Below are 13,797 nucleotides of genomic sequence, written 5' to 3'. Positions count from 1 at the left end.
CCGAGGACCTGCCATGCAACTGATCCACTGCCCGTGGTGCGGCCCCCGCGAGGAGGTCGAGTTCCACTACGGCGGCCAAGCCGACGTCGCCTACCCGGAGAACCCCGCCGACCTGTCGGACCGGGAGTGGGCCGAGTTCGTCTTCTACCGCGACAACCAGAAGGGCCCGTTCCCGGAGCGGTGGAGCCACAGCGCCGGCTGCCGCCGCTGGTTCAACACCGTCCGGGACACCCGCACCTACGAGTTCCTCGCCACCTACCACGTCGGTGAACCCGCGCCAAGGACGACACCGGGCAAGGCGCACATGAGTAGCCCGGTGCCAACTTCACCCCTGCCCAACCGCACCTCAGGGGACCGTGACGTAACCCAGCCACAAGAAACCGCAGAACGCGAGATCGATCCGGACGCGACCACCACTGTGAATCACGGAGAGGCGGGACTGTGCAGGGTCGACGGGTACGGCCGCATCGACCGCAGCCGCACGCTCACCTTCACCTTCGACGGCCGCACCTACACCGGTCACCCCGGTGACACGCTGGCCTCGGCGCTGCTGGCCAACGGCGTCCACCGCATCGGCACCAGCGTGAAGCTGGGGCGTCCGCGCGGGATCGGCGCGGCGTGGGTCGAGGACCCGACCGGGCTGGTGCAGATCGAGGAACCGTTCCCGGAGCCGATGCTGCAGGCGGCCACCGTCGAGCTCACCGACGGCCTCGTCGCGCGCGGGGTCAACGGACAGGGCCGCTTGGCCGAGGTTCCCGACCCGGCGCGCTACGACCGCAAGCACACCCACGTCGACACGCTGGTGATCGGGGCGGGACCGGCTGGGCTGCTGGCCGCCCGCAGCGCCGCCCGCGCGGGGGAGAGCGTCGTCCTGCTCGACGACCGGCCCGCTCCGGGCGGCAGCCTGACCGGCACCGAGCGGATCGACGGGCGCCCCGCGCTGGAATTCGTGGCCGAGGTGGTCGCCGAACTTGCGGCGAACCCGGAGGTGCGACACCTGCAGCGCACGACGGCGTTCGGCCAGTACGACGACGGGTTCGTGCTCGCGCTGGAACGCCGCACCGACCACCTCGGCGCCGCCGCGCCCGCCGCCCGCAGCCGCCAGCGGGTGCACCGGATCCGAGCGGTGAAGGTCGTCGTCGCGACGGGGGCGCACGAGCGGCCGATCGTGTTCGACGACAACGACCGACCGGGCATCATGCTCGCCTCTTCGGCGCGGGACTACCTGCACCGCTACGGCGTGCTCGCAGGGCGCGAGGTCGTCGTCTTCACCAGCGACGACTCCGCGTACGCCGCGGCGATCGACCTCGCGGAGGCTGGTGCGGCGGTGACGGTGCTCGATGCCCGGGCGAATCCGCCGCAGGAGTGGGGAACCCGCGCCGGAGAGCGGGGAATCGCGGTGCACGCGTCCACTGTGGTCACAGGAACCGAAGGAGAGGAGCGCGTTCGCGCGGTGACCGCGCGCAGCGCCGGCGGTGCGATGCGGATTCCCGCGGACCTGCTGCTGGTCTCCGGCGGCTGGAACCCCGCAGTGCACCTGTTCAGCCACGTCAGGGGCGCGCTGGCCTACGACGCGTCGCTCGGCGCCTTCCGGCCCGCCGGGAACCTGCCCGGCACCACCGTGATCGGCGCGGCCAACGGCACCTTCGACCTGGGCGGCGTGGTGCGCGAGGGAGCGGGCGACGAGGCACCGGTGGTCGAGGAGAGCCCGGCTCGCACGGCCACGGAAGTGATCTGGCGCACCGGCGGTGACCCGGACCGGCAGTTCGTCGACATCCAGCGCGACGCCACGGTGACCGACATCGGCCGCGCGGTCGGTGCCGGACTGCGCTCGGTGGAGCACATCAAGCGCTACACCACGATCGGCACCGCGCACGACCAGGGCAAGACCTCTGGGGTGATCGCCGCGGGCATCGCCGCGGAACTGCTGGGCCGCTCGGTCGAGGACCTCGGCACCACCACGTTCCGCCCGCCCTACACGCCGGTCGCCTTCGCCGCGCTGGCCGGGCGGGAGCGCGGGAGTTTGTTCGACCCGGAGCGGATCACCGCGGTGCACTCCTGGCACGTGGACGCGGGTGCGGTGTTCGAAGACGTCGGGCAGTGGAAGCGCGCCCGGTACTACCCGGAGCCCGGCGAGGACATGGAGACCGCCGTGCTGCGGGAGTGCGCCGCGACGCGGGCGTCGGTCGGCATCCTCGACGGGTCCACGCTGGGCAAGATCGACGTCCAGGGCCCGGACGCCGCCGTGCTGCTCGACCGGCTGTACACGAACATGATGAGCACGCTCAAGGTCGGCCGGGTGCGCTACGGCGTCATGTGCGGCAACGACGGCATGGTCATCGACGACGGCACGGTGCTGCGCACCGAGGAGAACCGCTTCCTGGTCACCACCACGACCGGCGGCGCGGCCGCGGTGCTGGACTGGATGGAGGAGTGGCTCCAGACGGAGTGGCCCGAGCTGCGCGTGCACCTGACCTCGGTCACCGAGCAGTGGGCGGTCTTCCCGGTCGTCGGCCCGCGCTCGCGCGAGGTGCTGGCCCGGGTGTTCCCGGACCTGGACGTGTCCAACGAGGGCTTCCCGTTCATGTCCTGGAAGGACACCACGCTCGACGGGATCCCGGTCCGCATCGCCAGGATCTCGTTCTCCGGCGAGCTGGCCTACGAGGTCAACGTCAACTCCCACTACGGCCTCTCGCTGTGGAAGCGCCTGCTGGCAGCGGGGGAGCGCTTCGGCATCACGCCGTACGGGACCGAGACGATGCACGTGCTGCGCGCGGAGAAGGGCTACCCGATCATCGGGCAGGACACCGACGGCACCGTCACGCCGCAGGACCTCGGCATGAACTGGGTGGTGTCGAAGAAGAAGGCCGACTTCGTCGGCAAGCGCTCGTTCTCGCGGCCGGAGAACCACAACCCGCTGCGGAAGCAGTTCGTCTCGCTGCTGCCGACCGACGGGACCACCAAGCTGCGCGAGGGCGCGCAGATCGTGGAACTCCGCGCGGACGGGACCCTGCCCGAGGCACCGGTCCCGATGCTCGGTCACGTCACGTCCAGCTACCGCAGCGCCGAACTGGGACGGCCGTTCGCCCTGGCGCTGGTGAAGAACGGCCGCGCCCGCATCGGCGACCTCGTGCACGTCCCGGTGGACGGCGCGCTCGTCGAAGCCGAGATCGGGCCCACCGTGCTGGTCGACCCGGAAGGAGCACGCCGCGATGGCTGAAACCCTCTGCACCACGCACCCGTTGGAAGCCTGGCGCGCTGCGCTGGCGGAACTGACCTGGGCGGTCGACGGGCTGGTGGTCAAGCCCGAGGAACCGGTGGCCGCCGCGGACCTGCGGATCGACCCCGCCGGCCCGGGAGCCGCCGCGGTGGAGCAGGCGCTGGGCGCGGCGCTGCCGGTCCAGCCCAACACCTGGACCGCCACGCCGGAAGGCCAGCTCATCTGGCTCGGGCCGGACGAATGGCTCGTGACGAGCAAGATCTCCCGGCCGCACGAGCTGGAGGACGCGCTCGCCAAGGTGGTCTCCGCGCACGACGGCGCGGCCGTGGACGTGTCCGCGCAGCGGACCGCGATCCGGTTGAGCGGTGAGCTGGCGCGCGAGCTGCTCTCCTTCGGGTGCTCGATCGACCTCCGCCCCGCGGCCCTTCCCCGCGGCACGTGCGCGCAGACCACCGTCGGGCAGGCCGGGGTGCTGATCGTCGCCCTCGGCGACGACTTCCGGCTCTTCGTCCGGCCGTCGTTCGCGGGCTACCTGGCGGACTGGTTGCTCGACGCGGCCCAGGAGTTCCGCTGAACCACCCGGGTCGGCCGCGGCCGGCCCCCGAACCCCGCAGGCGCCCTCCCGGCGGTCACCGCCGACCGTCCAGTTAGGAGACTCCGTCATGAGCACCACCAACCCACGTGTCGTCATCATCGGAGCCGGGATCGTCGGTGCCAACCTGGCCGACGAGCTCACCCAGCGCGGCTGGACCGACATCACCGTCCTCGACCAGGGGCCGCTGCCGCTGGCCGGCGGCTCGACCTCGCACGCACCCGGTCTCGTCTTCCAGACCAACGGTTCGCAGACGATGACCAAGCTGGCCACCTACACGGTGGAGAAGTTCAAGAGCCTGGACGTCGACGGCGCCTGGTGCTTCAACCAGGTCGGCGGCCTCGAGATCGCGACCACCCCGGAACGGCTCGCCGACCTGCACCGCAGGCAGGGCTGGGCCACTTCCTGGGGTGTTCCGGGCGAGGTCGTCGGACCGGAGCGGTGCGCCGAACTGCACCCGCTGCTCGACCGCGAGCAGGTGCTGGGCGGTTTCCACACGCCCACGGACGGCCTCGCCAAGGCCTCCCGGGCGGTCACCGCGCTGATCCGCCGCGCGGAGTCCCGCGGTGCGGTGTTCCGCGGTTCGACGCGGGTCGCCGAGATCCTCCAGCAGGGCGGCCGCGTCACCGGGGTGCGCACCGGCAGCGGCGAGGAGATCAGCGCCGACCTCGTGGTCTCCTGCGCCGGGTTCTGGGGCAAGGCGCTCGGCGAGCTGGTCGGCATGAAGGTGCCGCTGCTGCCGCTGGCGCACCAGTACGCCCGCACCGGTCAGGTCGCCGAGCTCGTCGGCCGCAACGACGACCTGATCGAGGCGCGGCTGCCGATCCTGCGCCACCAGGACCGCGACCTGTACTACCGCGAGCACAACGACCGGCTCGGCATCGGCAGCTACGCGCACCGCCCGATGCCCGCGCAGCTCGCCGAGCTGCCCGAGGTGAACGACGACGTCACCGAGGCCGCGATGCCGTCGATGCTGCCGTTCACCGAGGAGGACTTCGCCCCGTCCTGGGAGCACAGCAGGGCGCTGCTCCCGTCGTTGCGCGAGGCGAAGATCGACGCCGGGTTCAACGGCATCATGTCCTTCACCCCCGACGGTGGGCCGCTGGTCGGCGAATCCCCGGACGTGGCCGGTTTCTGGGTCGCCGAAGCGGTGTGGGTGACGCACTCCGCGGGAGTGGCCCGCGCCGTCGCGCAACTGCTGATCGAGGGCCGCAGCGAACTCGAACTGCACGGCTGCGACGTCAACCGGTTCGACGAGATCGAGACCACCGACGCCTACGTCAGCGAAACCGCGCAGCGCAACTTCGTCGAGGTCTACGACGTGCTGCACCCGCTGCAGCCGAAGCTCTCGCCCCGGGACCTGCGAGTGAGCCCGTTCCACGCGCGGCAGAAGGAGCTGGGCGCGTTCTTCCTGGAATCGCACGCCTGGGAACGGCCGCACTGGTACGAGGCGAACGCGCGGCTGGTGAAGGAGCTGCCGCCGGAGTGGCAGCCGCCGTCGCGCGACGCGTGGTCGGCGATGTTCCACTCGCCGATCGCCGCGGCCGAGGCCTGGAAGACCCGCACCGCGGTGGCCATGTACGACATGACCTCGCTCAAGCGCATCGAGGTCAGCGGGCCGGGCGCGGTCGAGTTCCTGCAGCGGACGACCACCGGCAAGATGGACAAGTCCGTGGGCTCGGTGACCTACGCGCTGGTTCTCGACCGCGCAGGCGGCATCCGGTCCGACGTCACCGTGGCCAGGCTCGGTGCGGAGCTGTTCCAGGTCGGCGCCAACGGCAACCTCGACCTGGACCACTTCCGCCGAGCGACACCGGCCGACGGCAGCGTGCAGGTTCGCGACATCACCGGCGGGACGTGCTGCATCGGCGTGTGGGGCCCGCTGGCCCGCGACCTGGTGCAGCCGTTGTCCGGTGAGGACTTCTCCCACGAAGCGCTGAAGTACTTCCGCCTCAAGCGGGCGCACATCGCCGGCATCCCGGTCACCGCGATGCGGCTGTCCTACGTGGGCGAGCTCGGCTGGGAGATCTACACCAGCGCCGAGTACGGCCAGCGGCTCTGGGACGCGCTGTGGGAAGCCGGGCAGCCGCTCGGCGTGATCGCCGCGGGTCGTGCCGCGTTCAACAGCCTCCGGTTGGAGAAGGGCTACCGGTCCTGGGGCGCCGACATGACGACCGAGCACAACCCGTACGAGGCCGGGCTCGGATTCGCCGTGAACAAGAAGAAGTCGGACTACGTCGGACACGACGCGATCGCCGGGCTCAGCGACGAATCTGTGACCCGCCGCCTCGCCTGCCTGACCGTCGACGACGGCCGGAGCGTGGTGCTGGGCCACGAACCGGTCTTCCTCGACGGCGAACCCGCGGGCTACGTCACGTCGGCGGCGTTCGGCCACACGATCGGCAAGCCGATCGCCTACGCCTGGCTCCCGGCGTCGGCGGTGGTGGGGACCTCGGTGGAGATCCAGTACTTCGACCGGAAGGTGCGCGCCACCGTGACCGCCGAACCGCTGGTCGACCCGGAGATGACCCGCATCCGCCGCTGACCGCCAGCCGGGGTGCGCGCTCCTCGCGGTACCGCGCACCCCTCCCACCTGCGGGCCCGGCCCGCCGAGCAGGAAGACCGATGCCATGCGCTTGGAAACCCTCGAAACGTTCCTGAGCTCGCTAGCAGCCCGGGTGCCCGCACCGGGCGGTGGGGCGAGCGCCGGGGTGCACGCCGCCCAGGCCGCCGCGCTGATCGGAATGGTAGCCCGCTACAGCGACGGGGAGAAGTACGCACAACACGCTGCGACGGTCAACGCGGTGCGGGAAGCCTCCGACGAGCTCCGCGAGCACGCGTTGACGCTGGCGGAAGAGGACGCTTCCGCTTTCGGAGCCGTCGGGAACGCCTACGGCCTCCCGCGTTCCTCCGACGAGGAGAAGGCCGCGCGCTCGCAGGCGATCGCGGCCGCACTGGTCGAGGCCGGCCGGGTCCCCGCGAAGGTGGTCGCGGTCGCCGAGCGGGTCGTGGGGCTCGCCGAACAGCTCCTCCCGATCGGGAACCGCAACGTCATCAGCGACGTGGCGGCCGCTGCGGACGCCGCTCGCGCCGCAGCGACCACGGCACGGGTGAACGTCGAGGTCAACCTCGCCGGGATCACCGGTGCCGCGGACCGCTCGGAGCTGACGGCGGCGATCGCCGGCGTGGACGACATCGCCGCCCGCGCCGACAAGATCACCGCCGCGGTGCGGGAGGTGATCGCGCGATGACCGGACAGCTCGTATCCGGCGAACCGACGACGGCCGCGCTCAGCGGTGCCGGGCTCGCCAGGGAGATCCGCGCCGGCGTCACCAGGACGGCGGCGGAGCTCACCGAGGCCGGTACCCCGCCGCGCTTGGCGGTCGTCGTGGCCACCGACGACGAGTCCACGGCGTGGTACGTGCGCTCGATCGCCAACGCCGCGGCCAGGACCGGAATCCGCTGCGACGTCGTCGATCTGGGCGCGGAGGCGACGCCCGAGCGGATCCGCGGCGAACTCGCCGAGCTGAGCGCGGACGCCTCGGTCCACGGGATCATGCTGCAGACGCCGTTGCCGAGCGGGGCGACCGTCGAGGACCTCGCCGCCTCGATCGCGCCCGAGAAGGACGTGGACGGCGCGAATCCCGTGTCGTTGGGGAGGCTCAGCGCCGGGCTGCCCGCTTTCGTGCCGGCGACCGCCGCAGCGGTCCTGGAACTGCTGGACCACCACGGGATCGCGCTGTCCGGCCGGCGTGCCGTCGTCGTCGGCCGGTCCAACGTCGTCGGCAAGCCGGTGGCCCAGCTGCTGCTGCGCCGCGACGCGACGGTGACCGTGTGCCACCGCTACACGCAGGACCTCGCCGCGCACACGCACCCGGCCGACGTCCTCGTGGTCGCGGTGGGCAGGATCGGCCTGATCGGTGCCGAGCACGTGGGCCCGGGCGCGGTCGTGATCGACGTCGGCACCAACCCGACCGCTGATGGTGGCCTGGTCGGTGACGTGGACGAGATCGAGGTGACCGGGCTGGCGGCCGGGCTGACTCCGGTGCCCGGCGGCGTCGGGCCGGTGACCACGGCCCTGCTGCTGCGGCACACCGTCGAATCGGCTTGGCGGAGCAGCGCATGACCGAGCCGCAACGCACCACCACCGGCCTGGCCGATCCCGAATCCGGTGCTGCTGCGGGACGTCTGCTGCAGCTGCTGCGCGGGCCGCGCAAGCTCGTGTGCGGAATCCTCAACGTCACGCCGGATTCGTTCTCCGACGGCGGTGCGCACCGGGACCGCGGTGCCGCGGTCCGGCACGGCATCCGGTTGATCGAGGAGGGTGCGGACATCCTCGACATCGGCGGCGAGTCGACCAGGCCGGGCTCGCACCCGCCGAGCGTCGCCGAGGAGCTCGACCGCGTCGTGCCGGTCGTCGAGCAGCTGGCGCGCTGCTCGGACACCCCGCTGTCGGTCGACACCTCCCGCCCGGAGGTGATGAGAGCCGCCGTTGCCGCCGGTGCGACGTTGATCAACGACGTGCGCGCGCTGCGCTATCCCGGTGCGGTCGGGACGGCGGTCGAGCTGGGCGTGCCGGTCTGCTTGTCGCACATGCTCCGGCCGCCCCACCTGATGCAGGACGACCCGAGCTACCGCGACGTGCTGGCCGAAGTGGCGGAGTTCCTGCGAGAACGGATCGAAACGTGCGTGAGCGCGGGCATTCCGCGCGAGCACCTGGTGGTCGACCCGGGCTTCGGCTTCGGCAAGACCTTGGAGCACAACCTGGCGCTGCTGCGGTCGCTCGGCGCGTTCGCCGAGCTCGCACCGGTCATGGCCGGTCTGTCGCGAAAAGCGATGCTGGGGCAGCTCACCGGACGCCCGGTGGAGCAGCGGGAAGCGGCTTCGGTCACCGCCGCGGTGCTGGCGGCGCAGCGCGGCGCGAAGGTGCTCCGGGTCCACGACGTGGCCGCCACGGTCGACGCGCTCGAAGTGCTCGCGGCGACCGAGGAGTGGTGAGCGGCGGGTGGTCCGGGCGGTCAGATGATCGCCCGGATCGCCTTCTCGAAGCCGGTCACGTGGTCCCGGGCGATCTTCTCGGCCTTGCGGCCCTCGCCGGCGGCCACGGCCTGCAGCAGACCCACGTGCTCCTCGACGTGCCGGTCGAAGTGGGTGATGCGCTCCAGGAACACGCAGAAGATCCGCGTGGCGAGGTTGTTGTAGCGCACCAGCGTGTCCTCGAGGTGGGGGTTGCCCGCCGCGCGGTAGATCGAGCGGTGCACGTGCAGGTCCCACCGCATCAGCTCGTGGCGGGACAGCACCATCACGTCCTCGTGCTGGATGGTGTCGGCGAGCTCGGTCAGCTTGGTGCGCATGACCTTCGCGGCGTTGTCGGCGGCCCGGCGGGCGGCCAGCGGTTCCAGCTGGACGCGGATCTCGGAGATGTAGGCGAGATCGGTGATGTCCACGCCGGTGGCGAAGGTGCCGCGGCGCGGGTAGGAGACGACCAGGCGATCGACCTCCAGGCGCTTGAGCGCTTCGCGGACGGGGGTGCGGCCGATGCCGAGGGACTCGCTCAGCGCCAGGTCGTCGATCGGTGCCAGCGGCGGGATGTCCAGCATGATCAGCTGGTCCTGGATCGCGGCGTAGGCGCGTTCGGCCAGCGAGGTGGGTGGCGTCTCGAGTCCTTGCGGGGCAGTGGTCACGGGCTCATCTTAGGGGCTGGTACCCGGCGGACCGGCGATTCGGCACTTCTTTGAAACATTTCTTGCCCGTCACTGATATATTAGTTCAATATCTGAGGGAGCGTTGATGCGACCCAGGAGCCGCAGATGACCATCTCGGTGTTCGACCTGTTCAAGGTCGGGATCGGCCCGTCCAGCTCGCACACGGTCGGACCGATGCGGGCCGCCTACCTCTTCACCACCAGGCTCCGCGAATCCGGCGCTCTCGAGCGCGCGGCCCGCGTGCGGTGCGAACTGTTCGGCTCGCTCGGAGCCACCGGGCACGGGCACGGAAGCGTCAAGGCGGTGGTGCTCGGCCTGGCGGGGGAGCAGCCGCACCTGGTCGACCCGGTGGCCGCCGATCCGGCCGTCGAGGCGGTTCGCGCCGATGGGCGGATCAGCCTGGGCGGCAAGCACGAGATCGCTTTCTCCGCCGATGACGACGTGGTCCTGCACCGCCGCGCGCGGCTGGACTTCCACAGCAATGGAATGGTGTTCGCCGCCTACGACGCCGGCGGCGACGAGCTCGACCGCCGGGAGTACTACTCGGTCGGCGGCGGGTTCGTGCTCGACGAGGACGAAGCCGGACGGCCGGTGCTCGTCGAGGACAGCACGCCGGTCCGCCACCCGTTCACCACGGGCGACGAGCTGCTCGCCATCGCGCGGCGGACCGGGCTGCGCATCAGCGACATCATGCTCGCCAACGAGCTCTCCTGGCGCGGTGAGGAGGAGATCCGGGCCGGACTGCTGCACATCTGGGCGGTGATGCGCGAGTGCGTGGACCGCGGTACGCACACCGGGGGCACGCTGCCCGGCGGGCTCAAGGTCCGCCGTCGTGCCGCGAGGCTACGGGCGCAGCTGGAGGCCAACGCGGACGAATCGGACGCCCTGCACGCGATGGAGTGGGTGATGCTCTTCGCGCTCGCGGTGAACGAGGAGAACGCCGCGGGAGGCCGGGTCGTCACCGCGCCCACCAACGGTGCCGCCGGGATCGTGCCGGCGGTGCTGCACTACGCCCAGCGGTTCCTGCCGGAGTTCACCGACGACGAGGTCGTGCGGTTCCTGCTGACCGCGGGTGCGATCGGCCTGCTGTTCAAGGAGAACGCCTCCATCTCCGGCGCCGAGGTCGGGTGCCAGGGCGAGGTCGGGTCGGCCTGCTCGATGGCCGCAGGCGGGCTCGCCGAGATCCTCGGCGGGACACCGGAACAGGTGGAGAACGCCGCCGAGATCGGCATCGAGCACAACCTCGGGCTGACCTGCGATCCGGTCGGCGGGCTGGTGCAGATCCCCTGCATCGAGCGCAACGCCGTCGCCTCGGTCAAAGCCATCACCGCGGCCCGGATGGCGGTGCGTGGTGACGGCGCGCACCACGTGTCGCTGGACAAGGCGATCAAGACCATGCGCGAGACCGGCGCGGACATGAAGGACAAGTACAAGGAGACCGCCCGCGGTGGGCTGGCTCTCAACATCGTGGAGTGCTGAGGAGATCGTCGTGACCGACACCTTCACCCTGACTCTGAGCTGCCCGAACCGCACGGGGATCGTGCGCGCGGTGAGCGGGTTCCTCTTCGAGCGCGGCTGCGACATCGACGAGCACCGGCAGTTCGACGACCCGGTGCGCGACCGGCTGTTCATGCGCACCCAGGTCACCGCACCCAGCGGCACCGACCTGGCGGAGCTGGTGCGCGAGTTCGAGCCCGTGGCGGCAGACTTCCAGATGACCTACGAGTTCAGCCCGCGCACCAACGCCCGCATCCTGGTGATGGTCTCGAAGCTCGGCCACTGCCTGAACGACCTGATCTACCGGTGGCGGGCGGGCAGCCTCGGCGCCGACATCGTCGCGGTGGTGTCCAACCACCAGGACCTGCGCCCGATGGCCGAATCCGCCGGCCTGCCGTTCGTGCACGTCCCGGTCACCCCGGAGACCAAGGAGGCCGCCGAGGCGCGTCTGCTGCAGCTCGTCGACGAGCACGAGGTCGACCTGGTCGTGCTCGCGCGGTACATGCAGATCCTGTCCGACGAGACCAGCAAGGCGCTGTACGGCCGCGCGATCAACATCCACCACTCGTTCCTGCCCGGCTTCAAGGGCGCCAAGCCCTACCACCAGGCCTACGACCGCGGTGTGAAGCTCGTCGGGGCCACCGCGCACTACGTCACCTCGGACCTGGACGAGGGGCCGATCATCGAGCAGGAAGTCATCCGGATCGACCACACGCACGACCCCCGCGCGCTGCAGACCGTGGGACGCGACGCGGAGGCGCTGGCGCTTTCCCGCGCGGTGCGCTGGCATTGCGAGCGCCGAGTGCTGCTCAACGGCCACAGCACGGTCGTCTTCCCGTGACGATCCGCTCGGACCGCCCCGGCCACACCGGCCGGGGCGGTTCACGCGCTCCGGCCGTCCGAACAGGACATGACATCACCGCAGCAGAGCGGAAGGGCACCCCACCGCGCGGCGGGGTGCCCTTCCGGGTGCCATTCAGAGATTGTCGGTTCGCTCCGACATCTTCGGTCGACCCGGGTCCGGCGCAGCGTCGAGCGTTCGGTGCGAAACACCTTCCGCTCCTGGCCCGGTGTTCGGTGCTTCGTAATCGGATTCCCCTTGCGGGTCAGGGGTGTTCGGATCAGCGCTGCAGACCTGGAGCTGGAAATCGCCGTCGTAGCGGTCATCTCCGGTGCGCACCGCAGCCTCGATCATCTCGGCACCCTTCTCGGTGCGCAGGATCAGCGGGTCGCTGCGCAAGTCCTTCGCCAGCGCGACGCACAGCACGACGATGACCACGGTGAAAGGAGCCGCCACGATGATCGTCAGGTTCTGCAGCCCGGCGAGCGCGTCGTCACCGCCACCGCCCACGATCAGCAGGACGGCGGCGACGGCTCCTGTCGCCACGCCCCAGAACACGACGACGGAGCTGCGCGGTTCGATCGACCCGCACTGCGACAACGTGCCCATCACCACCGACGCGGCGTCGGCACCGGAGACGAAGAAGATCGCCACGAGGACCATGACCAGGACACCGGTGGCCGCGCCCCACGGGAAGTGCGCGAGCACGTCGAACAGCTGCGCCTCCGCGGTGCCGGCGGCCGGGCCGGCGTCGTGGCGCCGCACGTCGATCGCCGCGCCGCCGAAGATGGCGAACCAGACCACGCTGACGGTGGCGGGCACGAGCACGGCACCGCAGACGAACTGGCGGATGGTGCGGCCGCGGCTGATCCGCGCGATGAACATGCCGACGAAGGGAGTCCAGGAGATCCACCAGGCCCAGTAGAAGATCGTCCACGAGGAGAGCCACTCGTGCATGGCGTCGCCCCCGGTCGCGCCGGTGCGAGCGGTCATCTCGGCCAAGTCGCGGAAGTAGCTCCCGATCGACGAGGGCACCAGGCCGAGGATGAACACGGTCGGGCCCACCGCGAGCAGGAACACCGCCAGCACAGCGGCGAGCACCATGTTGGTGTTGGACAACCACTGGATCCCCTTGGCCACTCCCGATACCGCGGAGGCGACGAATGCGACTGTCAGCAACCCGATCACCGCCACCAGAACGCCGACTCCGGGTGAGTCGGGCAACCAGCCGCTGGCGCGCAGGCCGCTGCCGATCTGCAGGGTGCCGAGACCCAGCGAGGCGGCAGAACCGAACAGCGTCGCGAAGATGGCGAGCACGTCGATCAGCTTTCCCAGCGGTCCGGCGGATTTCCGCTCGCCCAGCAGCGGTGCGAACACGGAGCTGATCAACTGGCTGCGCCCGCGGCGGAATCCGCTGTAGGCGATCGCGAGCCCCACGACGGCGTAGATCGCCCACGGGTGCAGCGTCCAGTGGAACAGCGAGGTGGCCATCGCGGTCTCCACCGCCGCGTCGCTGTTGGCAGGCACGGTTCCCGGTGGCGGCGCGGCGAAATGGGCCAGCGGCTCGCTGACGCCGTAGAACATCAAGCCGATGCCCATCCCGGCGCTGAACATCATCGCCACCCAGGACATCGTCTTGAACTCGGGTGATTCGCCGTCCGCGCCGAGCGGGATCCGCCCGTAGCGGCTGGCGGCCAGCCACAGCGCGAAGACCACCAAACCGCTTGCGACGAGGACGAAAGCCCAGCCGCCGTTGGTGATCAGCCAGCCGAGCGCGGACGAGGACATGCTGCTCAGCAGGTCGGTGCGCCAAAGGCCCAGGCCGACGAAAGCCAGGGCGAGGAACGCGGATACGCCGAACACGACGCGGTCGACCCGGGGCGTCGGGGAAGGATCGTCAGTGGTGGTGGGGTTTCGCGGAGTCATGCGGATCGACGTCCAG

The 13,797-nt window shown here is 70.9% G+C and carries 10 protein-coding genes; 8 read left to right on the top strand and 2 right to left on the bottom strand.

Annotation, left to right across the window (positions count from 1 at the left end; all coding sequences use genetic code 11):
• Positions 1 to 13: 13 nt before the first annotated feature.
• The 6 genes from ATL45_RS36140 to folP all read left to right on the top strand — a co-directional run bounded on the left by ATL45_RS36140 (position 14) and on the right by folP (position 8,810).
• Positions 14 to 3,220: a sarcosine oxidase subunit delta gene (locus ATL45_RS36140; RefSeq protein ID WP_093154684.1), complete on the top strand. Its 3,207-nt coding sequence runs from the start codon at positions 14 to 16 to the stop codon at positions 3,218 to 3,220.
• Positions 3,213 to 3,794: a sarcosine oxidase subunit gamma gene (locus ATL45_RS36135; protein WP_093154687.1), complete on the top strand. Its 582-nt coding sequence runs from the start codon at positions 3,213 to 3,215 to the stop codon at positions 3,792 to 3,794. Before ATL45_RS36140 ends, ATL45_RS36135 begins: the two co-directional genes overlap by 8 nt.
• An 88-nt stretch (positions 3,795 to 3,882) precedes the next feature.
• The gene (locus tag ATL45_RS36130; RefSeq protein ID WP_093154689.1) at positions 3,883 to 6,357 is read left to right on the top strand and encodes a GcvT family protein; all 2,475 of its coding nucleotides are present in this window, start codon (positions 3,883 to 3,885) and stop codon (positions 6,355 to 6,357) included.
• Between the two features lie 85 nt (positions 6,358 to 6,442).
• Complete coding sequence (locus ATL45_RS36125; protein ID WP_093154691.1) at positions 6,443 to 7,063, top strand: cyclodeaminase/cyclohydrolase family protein; 621 nt, start codon at positions 6,443 to 6,445, stop codon at positions 7,061 to 7,063.
• Positions 7,060 to 7,938, top strand: coding sequence for a bifunctional 5,10-methylenetetrahydrofolate dehydrogenase/5,10-methenyltetrahydrofolate cyclohydrolase (locus ATL45_RS36120; RefSeq protein WP_093154693.1), 879 nt, complete (start codon positions 7,060 to 7,062; stop codon positions 7,936 to 7,938). The genes ATL45_RS36125 and ATL45_RS36120 overlap by 4 nt, the downstream gene beginning before the upstream one ends.
• The gene (folP, locus tag ATL45_RS36115; RefSeq protein WP_093154696.1) at positions 7,935 to 8,810 is read left to right on the top strand and encodes a dihydropteroate synthase; all 876 of its coding nucleotides are present in this window, start codon (positions 7,935 to 7,937) and stop codon (positions 8,808 to 8,810) included. Before ATL45_RS36120 ends, folP begins: the two co-directional genes overlap by 4 nt.
• A gap of 20 nt (positions 8,811 to 8,830) precedes the next feature.
• Here folP and ATL45_RS36110 read toward each other — a convergent pair whose 3' ends face one another.
• Positions 8,831 to 9,496, bottom strand: a complete 666-nt coding sequence (locus ATL45_RS36110) for a GntR family transcriptional regulator (protein ID WP_093154698.1) — start codon at positions 9,494 to 9,496, stop codon at positions 8,831 to 8,833.
• A 126-nt stretch (positions 9,497 to 9,622) separates the two neighbouring features.
• Between ATL45_RS36110 and ATL45_RS36105 the strand changes: the two genes are divergently transcribed.
• Positions 9,623 to 10,996, top strand: coding sequence for an L-serine ammonia-lyase (locus ATL45_RS36105; RefSeq protein WP_093154701.1), 1,374 nt, complete (start codon positions 9,623 to 9,625; stop codon positions 10,994 to 10,996).
• A 10-nt stretch (positions 10,997 to 11,006) separates the two neighbouring features.
• Positions 11,007 to 11,855 (top strand): formyltetrahydrofolate deformylase, encoded by an 849-nt coding sequence (gene purU / locus ATL45_RS36100; protein ID WP_093154703.1) that lies wholly within the window; start codon positions 11,007 to 11,009, stop codon positions 11,853 to 11,855.
• 135 nt (positions 11,856 to 11,990) lie between these two features.
• On the opposite strand, the gene ATL45_RS36095 is transcribed toward purU, so the two are convergent.
• Positions 11,991 to 13,781 (bottom strand): BCCT family transporter, encoded by a 1,791-nt coding sequence (locus ATL45_RS36095; protein ID WP_093154706.1) that lies wholly within the window; start codon positions 13,779 to 13,781, stop codon positions 11,991 to 11,993.
• Positions 13,782 to 13,797 lie beyond the last annotated feature (16 nt).

The organism is Saccharopolyspora antimicrobica (genome assembly GCF_003635025.1).
Classification (GTDB): domain Bacteria; phylum Actinomycetota; class Actinomycetes; order Mycobacteriales; family Pseudonocardiaceae; genus Saccharopolyspora; species Saccharopolyspora antimicrobica.
The sequence above is the reverse complement of the archived record's forward strand: the minus strand, read 5'-3'. Positions and strand labels throughout refer to the sequence as shown.

Bases quoted from the DNA above. Each gene is read 5' to 3' on its own strand.
- ATL45_RS36140 (WP_093154684.1), top strand. From the start codon at position 14: ATGCAACTGATCCACTGCCCGTGGTGCGGCCCCCGCGAGGAGGTCGAG.
- ATL45_RS36135 (WP_093154687.1), top strand. From the start codon at position 3,213: ATGGCTGAAACCCTCTGCACCACGCACCCGTTGGAAGCCTGGCGCGCT.
- ATL45_RS36130 (WP_093154689.1), top strand. From the start codon at position 3,883: ATGAGCACCACCAACCCACGTGTCGTCATCATCGGAGCCGGGATCGTC.
- ATL45_RS36125 (WP_093154691.1), top strand. From the start codon at position 6,443: ATGCGCTTGGAAACCCTCGAAACGTTCCTGAGCTCGCTAGCAGCCCGG.
- ATL45_RS36120 (WP_093154693.1), top strand. From the start codon at position 7,060: ATGACCGGACAGCTCGTATCCGGCGAACCGACGACGGCCGCGCTCAGC.
- folP (WP_093154696.1), top strand. From the start codon at position 7,935: ATGACCGAGCCGCAACGCACCACCACCGGCCTGGCCGATCCCGAATCC.
- ATL45_RS36105 (WP_093154701.1), top strand. From the start codon at position 9,623: ATGACCATCTCGGTGTTCGACCTGTTCAAGGTCGGGATCGGCCCGTCC.
- ATL45_RS36095 (WP_093154706.1), bottom strand. From the start codon at position 13,781: ATGACTCCGCGAAACCCCACCACCACTGACGATCCTTCCCCGACGCCC.